Raw genomic sequence first — 16,319 nt, forward strand, 5'->3', positions numbered from 1 at the left:
ATAGCAAAAGCATCAGGTCAGATCTCTTTTTTTCTTAAATCCAAACAAATTAATTATTTGGAATGCCCTGTTAAAGGAACAGAAACCGTTTAGTATAGGATGTTGTTAAGCCAAATTAGTAAGAAATGTGCTGTAGAAAGACTTGGAATGTCTTCGGAATGACTGTGGGAGATTTTTTATTAATTCATGAAATTAATTTGAAATAATATTGAAATCACCATATTGAAGGGATCGTAATATCTTTATTGCCATGATATCCATGGCGATCGATGTGCACAGATTAAATTTGTCTTTTAAATGGTTGAATTAGTCAGGGGTATAGAAATTAGAAATTAAGTTATACTGCTGAGTTTCCTCCAGGAAGTTCAGTTCTATTGTATGATTATAGAATGGTAACAATAATATTTTGGAATTTCGTCCCTCTTAATCCTTTTTAGATCAGACATGTTCTATTTTTAGATAAGTAATATGGATATTTTCTCTTACTGGATTAATAAATCAGATTTACTAAATTATAAGATATACGAAAAAAACCAAAGGTAAAAAAATAAATAATTGCTATTTTAATATTGATACGAATTTTGTGTGTTCGGCACTACCTTGATATGACTTTCGTATCAAATTATTTATACGAACAAGAATTCATAAAAAAAGATTAGTTATTCAACGTGATTGTCCTTCAATAACTATCATCGTCAAGGTGGATCGAACTTTATCTATTTTCCGAATTTGCCAGGTAATAATTTCTCTTAATTTGTCCATGTTGTCAGATGATATTCGAACTATAATATCATAAACTCCAAACACTCCATTCACTTCAATTACTTCTGGAACCTGTTTAATTTTCTTAATAATCTCGCTCTCAGATCCTAGATCACAATTTAACAATACATAAGCAGTTGGCATACTTATCAGAAGGTGTATAAAGTATTAAATCTTTATTAGCAAATCATAATGGAGCCTAGGAGATATTTATGAAACATTCCTCGGGCTACTTTGTGTCGAAAGAAAAATTTTGATTGCAAATAATTAATATAACCATGCCAAAAAATAATGGTAAAGCGGGGGTCGCCTAGCCTGGTAGGGCGTGGGATTGCTAATCCCATGTTCGCAAGAACTCGTGGGTTCGAATCCCACTCCCCGCGCTTATCTTGGGTATTTGTACGACAATTTTAAAAGTAATGACAATACAAATGACTTTAGAACGACACATTTGGCGCACGAAACTATTCTCGGTTTTGAGGAAGAGGATAAAAATAGAACAATATCTGAAAAAATATACTCCATAACAAAGTCCTGTTCAAAACCGTACTTTAACAAGATTTTGATTGAATTATATAATCATAACACCGAGAATGCAAATACTGTTTGTGATTATCTAATTTCAGAAGAAACGGAAATCAATATAAAAAATTCTACAAAGGAAGGAAGAATCAAAATCCTTGTCTGGCTTTCGGTATTCCATGAGAACAAGAAATTGTTTTCTAAAATGAGTAAACAAGATATTCTCTCATTTCTAAATAATTTGAGAAGACCTGTTTCTGAGGATCCAACTCAAAGATGGGTAGGGTCATACAATGGTAGACAAATTATTCTAAATAAATTTTTTAGGTGGCTGTATAATCCTCAAGAACCAAACCAATCTCAAAGGATCACGCCAGAATGCATGATAGGTATTAAACAGTTGCCGCGAAAGGAAAAAACTCCCTACTCCCCTTCAGACTTATGGGAACCTCTAGAACATACTATTTTTTTAAGATATTGTCCAAATGTTAGGGATCGGTGCTATCACGCACTAGCTAATGATATGTCGGCCAGACCTCATGAAATCTTGAACCTAAAAATTAAGGATATAATTTTCAAAAAGACCAAGGACAATAAACAGTATGCTGAAGTCCTAATCAAGGGAGGAAAAACCAAGTCACGGACTGTACCTCTCATTGATTCAATTCCCTATGTAAAGGAATTGATCAACTTGCATCCTACAGGGTCAAATCCTGATTCCTGGTTGTTCGTATCAAAACCCAATACAGCATTTGGATCTAAACTTACTCTCGATGGGCTGACTTATCAGTACAAATATTTCTATAAAATAAGGTTTTTTCCCAGACTCTTGGAAGATCAAACAGTTCCTGAAGCTGATAAGGCGTTAATCCGGAACCTGATTACTAAAAAATGGAACCTATATGTCTTGCGACATTCCGCGCTCACTCAAAAATCGCAAATCCTAAAGGAGCACGTCTTAAGAGACCACGCGGGATGGTCGATGTCAAGTAAAATGCCACAAACATATATTCATTATTTTGGTAATGAATCTGCAAAATCTCTTCTACAATATAAAGGGATACTTGATCCCCAAGACAAGGAAAATGACAACACTACCCTACGACCTAGACAGTGCCCTAATTGTAACGAACCTAATAAACTGCATTCAAAATTTTGTGTAAAATGCAGAATGGTTTTGACTTATGATTCCTATTCAGAAGTAAGAAATGAAGATAGACAAAAGATCGACAAACTTGAAAAAGATATGGGATTAATGAAAGAAGGAATGAACAAGATCCTTTTGCTTATTCAACAAAACAATGACTTAGCAAATGTAAAACCAGAAGTCTTACAGACAGTAATAGAAAAGGAGTAAGCTTATTTTACATCTATTGGCAATGAAAATTAATTCTTGAACATCCTATCTTCTGCCGTACTTGTATCCATGAACAATATCCAATAATCAATTAAATCATGTATTTTCTTTACCATTTTATTATCTATGTTATTATTTTTGTTACCGATTTTATAGTCAATGAATTCCTCATTTACTTCGGTCTTATAATCAATCTCATACAACAAATTAGTGGCATCGATATTTCTTGTCCAAAGAAGATCTAACACTTTGTACAGCTCGTTATCAATACCAACAGCCGTACAAACTCTTGAAAGATTGCATACTTTGTCAATTATGAATTCTTTTTTGCCACTCAGAAATGTATTGTAAATATCTGTTTTCTTAATTTGCTCAGGAGCATAACTTCTAGTTGAAAATTGGTCTTCCTCAATTACAATCGAATACATTTTTCTTTGACTTTCAAAATAGCAATCATATAGTTTGTTTCTACTAATACGATTTATAGGTTTGAAAGGTAGTAAAACAATCAAATTAAAAGTGTAAATATCATTAATTACATCTATTAGCCTAAATGGGGCCAAAGTTAAGTGGTCCATGATCCGGCGATAATATTGGTGGTCGACGGTATTTGGATGTTTTGAAATCTGAAAACCATTGTTTTTCTTTTCTTGAAGTATATCATAGAATATTCTGAAGCGCAAAAATATTTCATCCAAATCTCTTGGGACGGTCATAAGTAGGTTATCAGGACTCAGCGTCAACTTATACGACCTTGCATTCTCCTTATCCTTCCTTTGGATAATGACTCCTTCTCCGACTAGCTTATCGATCATTTTTCTCACCGTCACCCTAGACCCTTTTGATTCATTTTCACAGTATCTAATTGATTCTTCTTTTGAACAATCAGGATGGTTTTCAATGTAGTTTATTATAGCCTTTCTTAAGGATTTGTTAGTAAGGCTTGTTACCGTGATATCGTCTTTATCCATTCGTATAGTTTTTAGTATACTAGTATATCTATATATACATATCAATAAGTTGTTGTATATAATTATTGACAATGGCTACTATAGTTATTGAGAAGGATACTCGAAGTAGATTACGCAAGACGGGCACCAAAGATCAGACGTATGATGACATAATAAACAGGCTCTTGGATATATCGATAAAAAGTCCAACTGATTTTACAGAATCAGCTGAACAGGAACGTAGATAGAAATTGACTAAGGAATCATTTTCTACAAATAATACATACCCTGGACATAAATTTAAAGATATATGCAATGGCTTTGGTTGTATCAATAAACAAACTGAAAAAATTGAAGTAAGAGCAGGTACGTTTGGAACTATTTTACTTTATCTCTGCGATGAATGCATAACCAAGTTCCAACCATTCCAAAAGAATAGTGGGTTTGATACCTAATTGAGAAATAATAATAGTCCAAATGATTGGGCAGATTACTGGTATCACGAAATAGGAGTTAATGTTATACCTGCAAATACAATGAAGAAGGAGACCTTCTTCAGGTGGTCACAGTTTCAAGAAACATCGATACCGACTGACCTATTTGACGGGCTAAAGGAAAATTATAATTTTAAAGATGGTATGGCCATTATAGCCGGGGAAATATGGCGAGGAAAATACAAAGATAAATATCTCGCATGTATTGACTTTGACAATAAAAAAGGTATTGAGGAATTCTTGGAAAGTTTTCCAGAAGCTCATTCATTGGATGATCTAGCAAAGATGACCATCGTGGAACAGCATCCTGACAATCCTGAGAAAGCACATGTTTATTTTATTGTAGAGAAGCCGTTGTCCAAGAGGAGCGGATTACATACTTCGACCAAAAACACAGAAGCGGGTGAAATTCCCGCTATTGAAGTAAAGTCCATAGGCCAACATGGGATAATGTATTGTACTCCATCACAGCACAAAAATGGATCATATTATCAAATTGTTGGTACAAATGTACCGAATGTACTTACCAGTGTGGAGTCTGAAAAACTAGAGCTTTTACTCAATCAAATTTATATTAAGTATGGACACCCAGGAGGAGATAAAAAGTCAAGTGAAAATCATGTTTCTATTACAGAATTATTCAAAAAAGATTTTAAGATTTATGAGGGTAGCAATAGACATGAAGCCCTTCTCCGTATGATGGAATCCCTAATCCAGAGGAATTCAGGGATTGTATCAGATGAAATCATCAAAGGTTGGATTAACGGACTAAACATTCAACATTGTGATCCTCCATTAGAAGAAAAGGAAGTCCAAAAACTTTGGAATAGCGCCAAGAAATTTATTGATAGAAAAAAAAAGGAAGGAGCTCAGGAATTATTATTTGGAAGCAATGAACCGGATGACCCAGTGGTATCAGAGGCTTCAGAATATGTAATGAGTGAATGTAACTTTGTTACATTACAAGAGTCAGACGAAATTCTGTATTATAATAACGGGGTATATGTAAATGGAGGCGAGTTTCTAATCAAGAAATTAGTAGAACAAAGGTTTGATTATTTGCTTAACAACAGAAAAGTAGAAGACATACTTGGACATATAAGACGCAGAACTTACAAATCGAAGAGTTGCTTTGACAAGGATATGAATATTGTTAATCTGAGAAACGGTTTGTACGATATAGAAAATAATAGATTATTGTCTCATAGTCCATCCTATTATTCGATTGATCAAAAGCCTATTACGTATGACCCAAAAGCAAGGCCAAAGTTATTTGGTAAATATTTAAGTCAGGTCCTTTATTTGAGTGAAATAAGAACTGCGATTGAAGCGATGGCCTATACTTTCTATCGTGACTGCCCGTTTGAATATTTCTTTAAGTTGTATGGGTATGGATCTAACGGAAAGAGTGTGTTTACTGGTCTGTTAACAAGACTTCATGGTGAAGAGAATGTTAGTAACGTCTCTTTGTTAAGTCTAATAGATAACAGATTTGCTTTATCCGATCTTGAAAACAAGTCTATAAACATCGATACAGAGCTTTCCAATAATTTTATCAAAGACATTTCAATATTGAAAAAATTAACTGGTGGAAGAAAGCAGCCGATAAGGATAGAGGAGAAGTACAGAAAGGCATATGATACATATTTGTACGCCAAGTTGTTTTTCAATGCGAATACTATAGCTGAATCCATTGAAAAGACTGTGGCAATTTACAGAAGAGAAATAATCATTAGTTTTCCAAACAGCTTTGAAGGGAAAAAAGACGACATAAACCTTTTGGCTAAATTAAGTACTGAGGAGGAGATGAGTGGCATTTTTAATGTATTAATGATTTCTTTGAGACTTTTACTAAAGAACAGGGGTATCCATCTAAATGAAAAAACTGCAGAAGCGCGAAGAATAAAACATGAACGTGCCGTAAATCCTGTCAAGGCTTTTCTTGCGGAAGCCGTTGCCGATGAATCATTGACTACAGATTATGTTGTTAAGGAACATTTGTTTGAAGCCTATAGAAAATATTGTAACATTTACAAGCTTCCTCACAAACCTATGGTGGCATTAGGGAAAGAAATTGCAAAATTGAGATATGAAAGTGGAAGGGAAGGATCTGGTTTAAGAAGAACCATATGGTTCGGAATAAGATTAAAACCAGAGTATGTACCTGACAGGGAGAAGCAGCATCAGGTTATACTACCAATTTAAGTGAATTTTCCAGTTTGTGCTGCACTTGTATTACCTTTCCATTACATCCAACCCGTCATAGACGTCACACTCGTCAGAGTCACTGCATTTTTACTTCTGGTTTTTAATATATATACCACGTCAAAAAAAGCAATAACAATACAAAACCCATCACATCTATGACCGCCTTGACGTCTCACTTAGGCTCCTTTCAACTAATTGATTATGCCAATTGCGTTAAATAACTACTTATCATCGCAAATAATAATTTAACAGCGTTTAATGATTGATGATTAGTGCACCTTAAATGTTTACTACTACAGGCATCAACTTATTGAGTAAAGCACTTTTGACAAAATCCCTAAGAGCCTTTACTCTACGGCTTTTGCATTTTTGTTTATACTCATTTTCTTAGAGCAGTTTATTCTATCAAATACACGAACGGTGATTAACATCTATCAATTAGATGTTAAATACTAATGATGAGGTATGCTTAATAGTAAATTATTAATTCTAAATATTTAGCTTAGATGAAACCCGTATCTTTATATCTCAGTAACTTTAAGAGTTTTCTCGATATTAAGCTAAATTTTAGAGATGACCTACAACTTATTTGCGGCAAGAACAACACAGGTAAATCCACAATCCTGGAGGCGATTAGCTTACTTTTACAGAAACCACTAGACGATGCTCAGTTAAGAGATAAAATAAACGTCTTCCAAAAAAAGAATACATTTGAGATAGTCTTAAAAGTAAAAATCGAAGAAAATGATATCTATCCGATCATAAAGAACGCAAAAGTTAGCAACATCCGTCTCTCACGCTCTAGTAAGGATGAAATTTATAATATGCAAAATAAAGAAATTACTATTTCTCTGTCTTATGACAGGATTATGGATAATTATACGAAGAACATTAGCTATTTTTCAAAAAACACTCAAGAAGAAATTATTGAAGTCAAGTGTTCAGTTGAAGATTATTTAGCCAAAAAGTTTTTATATATCAATTCAGACAGAACGGTTTTACCATCTGAATACTTTACCCCCAAGAATAATTTCGACAAGAATTTCATTAGTCAGAATCACAATGTTAGACATTATATTTTGTACCTCAAAACATACAGACCAGATCAGTTTGTTAAATTTCAAAGTGCTATCAGCCAAATTTTCGAAAATATGTTGGTCAAGCCAAGAATCAACTATGAGGAAGGATTCGTAACCGTAGAAGTTAACCTTAACGGACCTAGCACAGAAATTGGTCTAATAGGTGCCGGACAAAAGGAATTGTTATTGATACTATCAAAAATATTTTACTATTCCCCAGATTTGGTTATGATAGATGAACCAGAACTGAATTTACATTATGATTTGATAATTAAATTTTTGAACTTTATGAAAAATCATAATTCACTTTTCGTTTTATCTTCCCACAGTGATCTCTTGATCAATAATGTCAATCTGGATCAATTGATATACACGAAGCCACAAAATAATTTTATCTCTTCTATTAGTAAAATTGATAGAGAAGGTCTGAGTGAATTATACGAGGACCTTGGCTATATTCAATCAAACTATGAAAAATTAAGAAATCTTGACTATGATATGATGATTCTTTATGAGGGTAAAGATTCAAAGGAAAAAGAAAAAAAAGTCATAAACAAATTTCTTTCAGAATCAAAAAACTCGAATACATTATCAAAGGTTAGAAAGAAATACATTCCTTTGGGAGGAAGAAAGGATAAGATCTTACACAATATTCTCGATGGTGTTTATGATATTAAATTTCCATTTATTTTGATATTGGACCGCGATGAAGTAAATGAAAAAGATGTAGAAAAATATAATCAAACATACGAGACTCGGATTCACATTTGGGGTAAGAGGGAAATCGAGAATTATTTAATTAATATCAGAGCTATTGTTAAAGTTCTAAGACTAAAAGGAATAGAGACAGACCCGCAAACTATCCATAAAGTAGTGGAGGACTTGTCACTTAAACTATTGAATAAAGTGGCAATTTTAAGGGTTATCGAAAGATACAAGAGAAAAACACTTATCGAAGACCATCAACGCATTTCTAAGTTTATCAGCGAAAATCAGGGTAAAAATACTCTTGATATTGCCTCAAATCTAGGAGATTTTGTTCTTCAAGGACTTCAAGATCTGAATAAGAATAATATTGAAAATGAATTCAACAATCAGATTCTAGAATTGAAAAATAGATGGAAAAAGGATTTTCTTACTATATGTCCAGGAAAGGAACTACTTGCACTTCTAAAAAATTATATCAATAAGACTTATCATGTGACTGTTCATGATTTTGAAATACTAGATGAAATTGAAATACTAGATGATGACATCGAAACTTTGAGTAGCAAAATTGTTAAACAAATTGATTCTATGGAAACGCATCAGAACGAGTCGGAATCAAACAAATTCATCAAAATAGGAACATGGAATTGGCCAGTTTTATTTGAATTAACTGCGAGTGAAGAGATAGTCGTTATCATGCCAAATTTGGAATATGATTGGAATAATACAAACTATGAAATTAAGGTGTTTAAAGAAGGAAATGTTAGATCTACTTCTATTTTGACAACCAACCTGATCCCATATGATCTAGCCATTATTGAGAGGAAAGTGTATATCCTTTGTAGTAAAGTACTTGTTGAGGATGATCGCGAATTCGAATATGACACCCTGTTAATATATGATATTGAATCCCAAAACCTTGATAAAGAGGTCCATTTTTACTATGAAGAAGAAGAAGGTAAGGAAGGTGATCCCTCATGCATTGCGATAAACAAGATTACCAAGAAGGTTTATGCTTCGATATTCTATTACGAGGGAGGCAACCCGGGATTGTTTTCGCTCGAGCCACCTTATATTAATAGCAAGCAGATTTCAGATGGCGAAGTAGGTTATTTTGATCTATTAGTAGATGAAAAAAATAATCGACTATTTGGAATATTTTATGAGAACCCGAAATATTTTCTGCATGTTTATGACACTGAAAATGATGTAATAATTTATGATTATGAAATTGAAGCTTCAACCAGTTCGGAGTTAGTATTAAAGAATGACAATGAAATTCTAATTCAAAATCAAAACAGCTTGCTTCGTTTGGAAGTAGCGAGTGGCCTAACTGAGATACTTCTGGAATGTAATACCTTTGAAGCGGTAAGATTTGATCCCTTGAATGAAATTGTCTATGTAATATCTCACGATAGTAATTCTGAGGTGTTTTCGCTAAATCTTTGGGATCCGCAGTCGATGATACCCATTCTGTGTAGCAAATTCAGAATTTCAGATTTGCGAATCAGCGCACAACAAATTTGTTACTTACTTAGCGTACCAGATGGAGAAAAACAGAATAAGTTCGTATATACAATCAAGCAAAGTAGTGTTCAATCTATTTTGCGAGAAAAGACAGAAGGTGCGTTGTTTTCATAGTATGAGATAATGTTGAAATATAATTCGGTTTCAAAATGTAAAAAATTGTAATAATTCGTCATTAACTTTTTTCACTCAAAATGGGTCACCTAAGTACCTCAACTGTCTTCTCCTGTCTGGAAGTCATGTGTTCGGTATGGTGTTATTCCACTCTCGAAACCCTTCAATCCCTTAATCCTATCTCAGGTCCATCTTTATAATATTCAGTCTACCAATCTCGTCATAAAGAACATAAATGTTTCTGATTAAATCTCTCAATTGTACTTGAGCTCTTGCTATATTGACGATATCTTTTGTAGTTAGCAATCCTTCACTTTTCATCCTTTCATATAACTCTATGGATAATTTTAGGTCTTTGTCCAAATCATAATAAAGATTAATAAGCTTATCTAAATTGGATAGTTTAAGATAGTCATGATAAAGTGAAATGACTTTAGCAGTTGATAGATTTAAAGCAATGGCTATATCCACGTTACCGTTGCCTTCTTTAAACATTCTGAAAGACTGTGACTATATCGTCAGATTCCTTAGTTTGTCAGGTTCTTAGTCAGGGTCTCCTGTATGCTTTCTTATTATTTTACCAATTACTTGCAAGGAGACATGGGCGATTTTGGCTATATCTCTGGTTGTTTTCCCGTCCTCTGCTAGTCTGATGACTTGTTGTTCTTTTTCTCTTCTATTTAGCACTAATTATCTACATCTATTTATGAAAAAATTTTTAGATACAGGCCTGATTCACTTGATTCTCTTGTTTACGACATGTTAACCGACATATACAGAAAGAGTTAAAATATCTAAGGAAAAAAATTCAAAAAAATAAAATTCATTTAAATAATCGTTTTCTCTTTTTTTGACCTATAGTTTTTGATGTCTAAACGGTCAGATGTTTAACATAATACTACATCAATTACAGGCTCAAAATAATTAAACTTGAACTATTCCTGCTTATGTGCCAGGTAAATTGCATAGCTATTTATTTAACTTCTAATTTAGAGAGAGGCTTAATTAAACTAGAATAATGCTATAATATTTGCCTCGATTTTGCTACTTTCGGGGTTGTTATAGTTTTGGGATAAATCGCCGTACATTGATGTGTATACTAGACCTTAGTGATCTATTTAACCCATGGAAAAGGGAGTGCTGCCCATGGTTACTCTTCTCTGCAAACTCAACATTCAACATGTCAAATGACATTTTTCGTCAAAAGGTTTGCAAAATCCTTAAAAAAATTTTTTAACAGAGAAGACACATAGTCTTGTCCCTCTTTAATTGACTGATTTTACTCCTGCACCTAGTATGTAAACAAGGTCATTCATAGTTGAAGCACCCCCTAATTTCCTATCTATTTTGCCAATTAATTAAACTCCCTAATTAAGTATTAGCGATAAAAGATATCGATTTAAAAATATCTGAGGGTCAAGAATAAATGGTAGAAATAATGAGAACGAGCCCATGATTAATTAATGAACTTCGATATTTCTAACTTTTTTGTCTTTTTAGATAAGTCCATCAATTTGAGTCTGAGGATCTTTAACAAATTTCACTATTTGTTTACAACTATAGCAGGTCTGAGAAAATTTGTTTTATTATTCTAGTGTTTATCTACCAATCTAATGCATTGCACATCAAATACCTGGTCCTTCCCTTGTTTTACTAATTCTTAAATAATAAGATCCTCACGATAGCCTATAGCATTTGAAATACAACCCAGCATATGACATTGGTATTATATTGTTCCCCGAATATTCTAACCGATTTCAAATTGCAACTCAATTTAGTTCAACAATATTTATGACAAGTATGGTAAAAGTCAATGTCAAATGTTTTTAAATAACTTTGATCTGAAATTGTTATGCAGAACATAGTAACACAAACAAGTCAAGCTGAATCTATATTGAAGCCAATTAACCGCGTTTATGAATCAATTGATCTTCCGTTTTTGGAAATATTCGGAATCGAAAAAGGAACAAACCTCTATAGTCATACAGTAACATTTCCTACTATAGACATTTGCCCTGTAGATTCGGACACAATACTTTTCAAGTTAGATAAAAATTCTTTGACATTGTGTAGATTGGAAAACCGGAGCACTATGGAAAACAGATTTTGTTATATTATTAAAACTGAGCTCACTTCATTTGGTTACGAGAGTAAAGAAAGCTTAAATTGGGAGGTCCTTTTCTATGGCCATCACGGGGGTTTGCATGGATTGCATCACAACACGGTTAATTCATACATAATTAACAACGATGACACCAGGAAAGGATTTTACGTTAAGTGCGAACACAAGAATAAAATTTTAACAGCACTGATAAATCTAGACAATTGTGACTGGTATGATGAATGGCTCTGGAATACAAAAACTGTTTGGGAATTTAAAAGCGGAAACTTAGTTATCTGCAAAGCTTCATAGAGTCAACCAACCTCATAATTGTTGTCAGACAGCGAGTTAAAAAAGCATTTTGTAATATATTTATCCTCCATTAGGAGTTATTGCTTGGACACTGATTGATAGTATTTCTACCGAAAATCCGAATATTCTTTAATTACCATCCCAATGTTCGAAAATGAAATTTAGATAGAGTTCCATAGTTTCTTCAATTTTATCCATATAAGAAATCTGTTAGATATCTAAACGATTCATTAGGCCCAAACGGAGTCTTCCTTCAAATTCGAATTAATATCCAAATCATGTTAACTATACATAATTAAGGTTAGTCCGAACCTCGGCATTGCAACAAAAAAATACTAAGAGGACAAAAATATCCTATTAATACTAGCATATATGCTTCTAACTTACAGTGGATGAATCTTTACACGGGTTCTTATTTAATATTTCAAATTACCACCTCATGATTTGCTTCTTTAGAACCAAATGTTATAGGGTTAATTGAAAAATATGACCCCAACTGTGAAGTTTAAATCTAAGGTATATCATATCTATTGATGAAACGGTTCATACTAGGAGAAGGTTAATTAATCCCAATATCAGGATAGTTAATATCAAGGAGGCAAAAGAAATTAACTCCTTGAATCATCTCAAACAAAATAGAGGCAGTTCTATTTCACGAATTTCGCATTTTTTTTCTACTACAAGAACTGTTTAAATTTTCGGAGTAAATATTGAACTATTTTATGATAAACTAACAGAGACTCATTATTTCAGTAAATATAGATCATTATGTAGGTCTGTTCACATAAAAAGGACCATCACATCTTTGGATTAGTATCTAATCTTTTAAACTGCTATACCATTGTTATTTGTGATTAAATAGTTTTTCATTGAGATTTGATCCCTTAATTTCACTAAATACCTTATTTTTTATATGCACAATTAATTTCATGAGATCATTACAATAAACACTTGGATTATCAAATTCGCTTTTTGTCGAATAACGATGAGGCAAATATCCACCTCCACAGATATCAACTATTGAGCATTCTCTACACTCTGCACAAAGTGATTCAAAACCCCTTTGCATTAGTTTAATGATAGCATGTGAAGAAACTTGATCTAAAGTATTTTCAAATACGTTGTATCCTAGACGAGCCGCTCCACTATAAGTGGTTTTCAGAACATCCAGGCCTTCAATATCTCCGTTGGTTTCAATAACAACAAATTCCATAGGCGTTAATCCGAATGAATCCATAGTAGACCTTTGACCTAACACACTACGTATTAATACATCAAACATTCTTACATTTGTTTTTGTTTTATGACTAAACCAATAGTCAAAGATTTCAATTAACCAATCTGCATATATGGTATTATTATTTTTCATACCTAATGGTAAATAGTCATGATTATTATCTGGGAGAAGAAAATCAATGGAAGCTGGTTCATAAGATAATAAATACTCTAATACTAAAATCGGGTTCGATTCGATATTAATTACGCATAGAAATCCTCCAAAAATTTTTCTATATTTAGATGATGTTAAAATATGTAATTTACTTTCCAAAAGATTCGTACTTGGGTTTCCAAAATGATCGATCCGGTTCTTATCATTTATTACAGGAGGTCCATCAAGGCTAATCGATAGCGTTACATTTTTTCTTAACAGTAGATCACCGATTTCAGGTGAAAATAAAAGTCCATTGGATTGGATACTTATATAAAACTTTACAGCATATTTATGGAATACGTTTTCTAAGGTCGATATTATCTTCGCTAAATAATCTGCACCCCCAAGAAGAGGTTCGCCTCCATGAAAAACTATCCCAATTTTTTTTATTGAATTGGAATTGCAATACCTAGCAATATTTAATGCTGCTTGGGATGCTACTTCCGCGGTCATAAAAGGGGGCTGATTTTTCCAGTTATTATCTTGTCCATTATATATGTAACAATATGAACAATTTAAGTTACAACGACTTGAGATTTTCCAGACAAAAGTAGTAAATCGTATAGTTGTATTTCTTTTCAATAACTTTCATTTGAGGGTCTTTTCAAACTTTATCGTTATTTTATCTTCAAAAGGCTCGTCTTGTTGCTCTTTAGCCTGTTGGATTAAATTCTTCAATATTTCTTTTAATTTTGCATTTGCTATACAATCTATATCCTTTTCTTCTAATTCTGCAGGATTCATTGATAAATCTAGCGTTTTATCCATATCAATTTAAGGTAACACAAATGTGTATAAATCTTTTTTGTTATTGAATATTTCATTTTATCACTTATCCTAGAGTATTCTGCCTTTTTCTTAATTGTATACCATAAAAGACGTTCTTACTATATGCATGAATATATATTAAATTTAAATATGAAGATTAAATAGTGAATTTGTTTTGGATGTTGCTCTTGTTGTAATGCCTTTTGGGATAATTCAACGCCCTTCACTAGGAGTTAGTCTTCTTAAAGCTTCACTCAGTAAAAACCAAATCTCAAGCAAAATCTATTATTTCAATCTAGACTTAGCAAGAATGATTGGATTTAAGCTTTACAGTAAGATCGCAGGACATTCAAGCTTACTAGGAGAATACTTATTTTCGAGAACTGCATTCGATTCAAAACAATGGAACACAGAAGAGTTAAAACATTTTGTAAAAAAATATACAGACGAGTCTTCATTAGAATTAATCCAACAATTGGCCAGAATCAAAGAAGACATACCATGCTTTATAGAAGAATGCGCAGAGAAAGTTTTGAGTGAAAATCCGAAGATAATTGGTTTCAGCAGCATATTCCACCAGAATTGTGCTTCCATATCTGTTGCTAGAAAAATTAAAGAGAAATCTTCTGCACAAATAATATTTGGTGGTGCTAATTGTGAAAATGAAATGGGCGCAGCACTCCTCAAATGTGTACCCGATATTGATTTTGTTTGTTCAGGAGAAGGCGATAAATCATTCATAGAATTCACTAAATTATTTCTTCAAAATATGAACGCTAAAGTACAGGGTATAATTACAAGTCAATCATCTGAATTAGAAAAATATTTGACCCAACCAATATTAGACATGGATAGTCTTCCTATTCCTGACTTTGATGAATATTATAAGAAAATAAAAGATCTCTCGCTAGAAGAAATCCAACCAAAATGTACCATGGAAACTTCACGTGGTTGTTGGTGGGGAGAAAAACATCAATGTACATTTTGTGGCCTTAATGGCGCTACGATGAATTTTAGATCGAAATCAGTACAGAGATGTTTAACAGAGATAAAATATTTAAAGAGAAAATATGATATTAAAAATATATACGTTGTTGATAATATTTTAGATTTAAGATATATTAATAGTTTATTTCCAGAACTTGAAAAAGAAGAAATCGGTGTTCAATTTTTTTATGAAACTAAATCCAATCTTAGTAAACAACAACTTATACAAATGAAAAATACTGGGGTTAATTATCTTCAACCAGGAATAGAAAGTTTAAGCGACAAAATACTAAAGATTATGGAAAAGGGAGTAACAGGACTGCAAAATATTCAACTCTTAAAATGGTGTAGAGAATTAAATATTAATGCATACTGGAATCTTCTATATGGATTTCCTGAAGAACCGTATGATGAATATGACAAAATGGCAGGAATGGTGCCATTATTAACACATATCAAACCTCCATCAGGAATTTTTCAGATTAGTCTGGATCGATTCAGCCCATATTTCATTAATCCAAAATTTTATGGATTGACGAATGTCCGTCCTAGACAAGATTATTATGATGTTTACCCCTTTGCCGATCAGGATATACGAAGTCTAGCTTATCATTTTGATTTTGATTATGAAGAGGATAGGTACCCGTTTCAATATGTTACTAAACTGAGAAATGAAATTTCTGCTTGGTCAAACAAATGGAAACAAGAAGCACCGGTATTAGTAGCAATCAGTACAGATGACGAAAATTTATATATACATGATACACGAGATTGTAGAAAAAATACTAAGGATTTATTAAGAGATCAGACTGCCCTAATTTATAGAATATGTGACTCTGTTCATTCTTTTAATAGTATTTACATGAAAATCAAATCTACTTTTCCAAATATGGATAAAACTATGTTATTAAGTGAACTTGAAAGTCTCATTAATAGAAAAATAATGATATCTTATGACAATAATTATTTATCTTTGGCCAATACTTTTAAATAGTCAT

At 32.6% G+C, this 16,319-nt stretch carries 13 protein-coding genes and 1 tRNA gene; 8 read left to right on the forward strand and 6 right to left on the reverse strand.

The features are described from left to right. Positions 1 to 663 precede the first annotated feature (663 nt). Positions 664 to 906 carry an Lrp/AsnC family transcriptional regulator gene (locus NMY3_RS11825; RefSeq protein ID WP_196816050.1) on the reverse strand — a complete coding sequence of 81 codons (243 nt, stop codon included), beginning with the start codon at positions 904 to 906 and terminating at the stop codon, positions 664 to 666. Between the two features lie 155 nt (positions 907 to 1,061). Here NMY3_RS11825 and NMY3_RS11830 point away from each other — a divergent pair. Next, positions 1,062 to 1,145, forward strand: a tRNA-Ser gene (locus tag NMY3_RS11830). Further along, positions 1,121 to 2,641 carry a site-specific integrase gene (locus NMY3_RS11835; RefSeq protein ID WP_196816051.1) on the forward strand — a complete coding sequence of 507 codons (1,521 nt, stop codon included), beginning with the start codon at positions 1,121 to 1,123 and terminating at the stop codon, positions 2,639 to 2,641. The genes NMY3_RS11830 and NMY3_RS11835 overlap by 25 nt, the downstream gene beginning before the upstream one ends. 29 nt (positions 2,642 to 2,670) lie before the next feature. Here the strand turns inward: NMY3_RS11835 and NMY3_RS11840 are convergent, their stop codons facing one another. Next, positions 2,671 to 3,612 (reverse strand): hypothetical protein, encoded by a 942-nt coding sequence (locus NMY3_RS11840; protein ID WP_196816052.1) that lies wholly within the window; start codon positions 3,610 to 3,612, stop codon positions 2,671 to 2,673. A 71-nt stretch (positions 3,613 to 3,683) separates the two neighbouring features. Here NMY3_RS11840 and NMY3_RS11845 point away from each other — a divergent pair, with 71 nt between their 5' ends. The 4 genes from NMY3_RS11845 (at position 3,684) to NMY3_RS11860 (ending at position 9,721) form a co-directional block, all read left to right on the forward strand. Next, complete coding sequence (locus tag NMY3_RS11845; RefSeq protein WP_196816053.1) at positions 3,684 to 3,839, forward strand: DUF7557 family protein; 156 nt, start codon at positions 3,684 to 3,686, stop codon at positions 3,837 to 3,839. Between the two features lie 3 nt (positions 3,840 to 3,842). After that, positions 3,843 to 4,046: a hypothetical protein gene (locus tag NMY3_RS11850; RefSeq protein ID WP_196816054.1), complete on the forward strand. Its 204-nt coding sequence runs from the start codon at positions 3,843 to 3,845 to the stop codon at positions 4,044 to 4,046. Beyond that, positions 4,047 to 6,290 carry a phage/plasmid primase, P4 family gene (locus tag NMY3_RS11855; RefSeq protein WP_196816055.1) on the forward strand — a complete coding sequence of 748 codons (2,244 nt, stop codon included), beginning with the start codon at positions 4,047 to 4,049 and terminating at the stop codon, positions 6,288 to 6,290. Between the two features lie 509 nt (positions 6,291 to 6,799). After that, positions 6,800 to 9,721 (forward strand): ATP-dependent nuclease, encoded by a 2,922-nt coding sequence (locus NMY3_RS11860; RefSeq protein WP_196816056.1) that lies wholly within the window; start codon positions 6,800 to 6,802, stop codon positions 9,719 to 9,721. 177 nt (positions 9,722 to 9,898) lie between these two features. On the opposite strand, the gene NMY3_RS11865 is transcribed toward NMY3_RS11860, so the two are convergent. Next, positions 9,899 to 10,216 (reverse strand): hypothetical protein, encoded by a 318-nt coding sequence (locus tag NMY3_RS11865; RefSeq protein ID WP_196816057.1) that lies wholly within the window; start codon positions 10,214 to 10,216, stop codon positions 9,899 to 9,901. A gap of 48 nt (positions 10,217 to 10,264) precedes the next feature. Continuing rightward, complete coding sequence (locus NMY3_RS11870; protein ID WP_196816058.1) at positions 10,265 to 10,408, reverse strand: helix-turn-helix domain-containing protein; 144 nt, start codon at positions 10,406 to 10,408, stop codon at positions 10,265 to 10,267. Positions 10,409 to 11,573: 1,165 nt separating this feature from the next. On the opposite strand from NMY3_RS11870, the gene NMY3_RS11875 reads away from it, so the two are divergent. Beyond that, positions 11,574 to 12,134 (forward strand): hypothetical protein, encoded by a 561-nt coding sequence (locus NMY3_RS11875; RefSeq protein WP_196816059.1) that lies wholly within the window; start codon positions 11,574 to 11,576, stop codon positions 12,132 to 12,134. An 844-nt stretch (positions 12,135 to 12,978) separates the two neighbouring features. On the opposite strand, the gene NMY3_RS11880 is transcribed toward NMY3_RS11875, so the two are convergent. Both NMY3_RS11880 and NMY3_RS11885 read right to left on the reverse strand, forming a co-directional pair. After that, positions 12,979 to 14,148, reverse strand: a complete 1,170-nt coding sequence (locus tag NMY3_RS11880; protein WP_196816060.1) for an FxsB family cyclophane-forming radical SAM/SPASM peptide maturase — start codon at positions 14,146 to 14,148, stop codon at positions 12,979 to 12,981. Positions 14,149 to 14,154: 6 nt separating this feature from the next. Continuing rightward, positions 14,155 to 14,334, reverse strand: a complete 180-nt coding sequence (locus NMY3_RS11885) for a hypothetical protein (protein ID WP_196816061.1) — start codon at positions 14,332 to 14,334, stop codon at positions 14,155 to 14,157. A gap of 175 nt (positions 14,335 to 14,509) precedes the next feature. On the opposite strand from NMY3_RS11885, the gene NMY3_RS11890 reads away from it, so the two are divergent. Beyond that, the gene (locus tag NMY3_RS11890) at positions 14,510 to 16,315 is read left to right on the forward strand and encodes a RiPP maturation radical SAM C-methyltransferase (RefSeq protein WP_196816062.1); all 1,806 of its coding nucleotides are present in this window, start codon (positions 14,510 to 14,512) and stop codon (positions 16,313 to 16,315) included. The last annotated feature ends 4 nt before the right edge of the window (positions 16,316 to 16,319 follow it).

Origin of the sequence: Candidatus Nitrosocosmicus oleophilus (assembly GCF_000802205.1) — an archaeon.
In the GTDB taxonomy this organism is placed as follows: domain Archaea; phylum Thermoproteota; class Nitrososphaeria; order Nitrososphaerales; family Nitrososphaeraceae; genus Nitrosocosmicus; species Nitrosocosmicus oleophilus.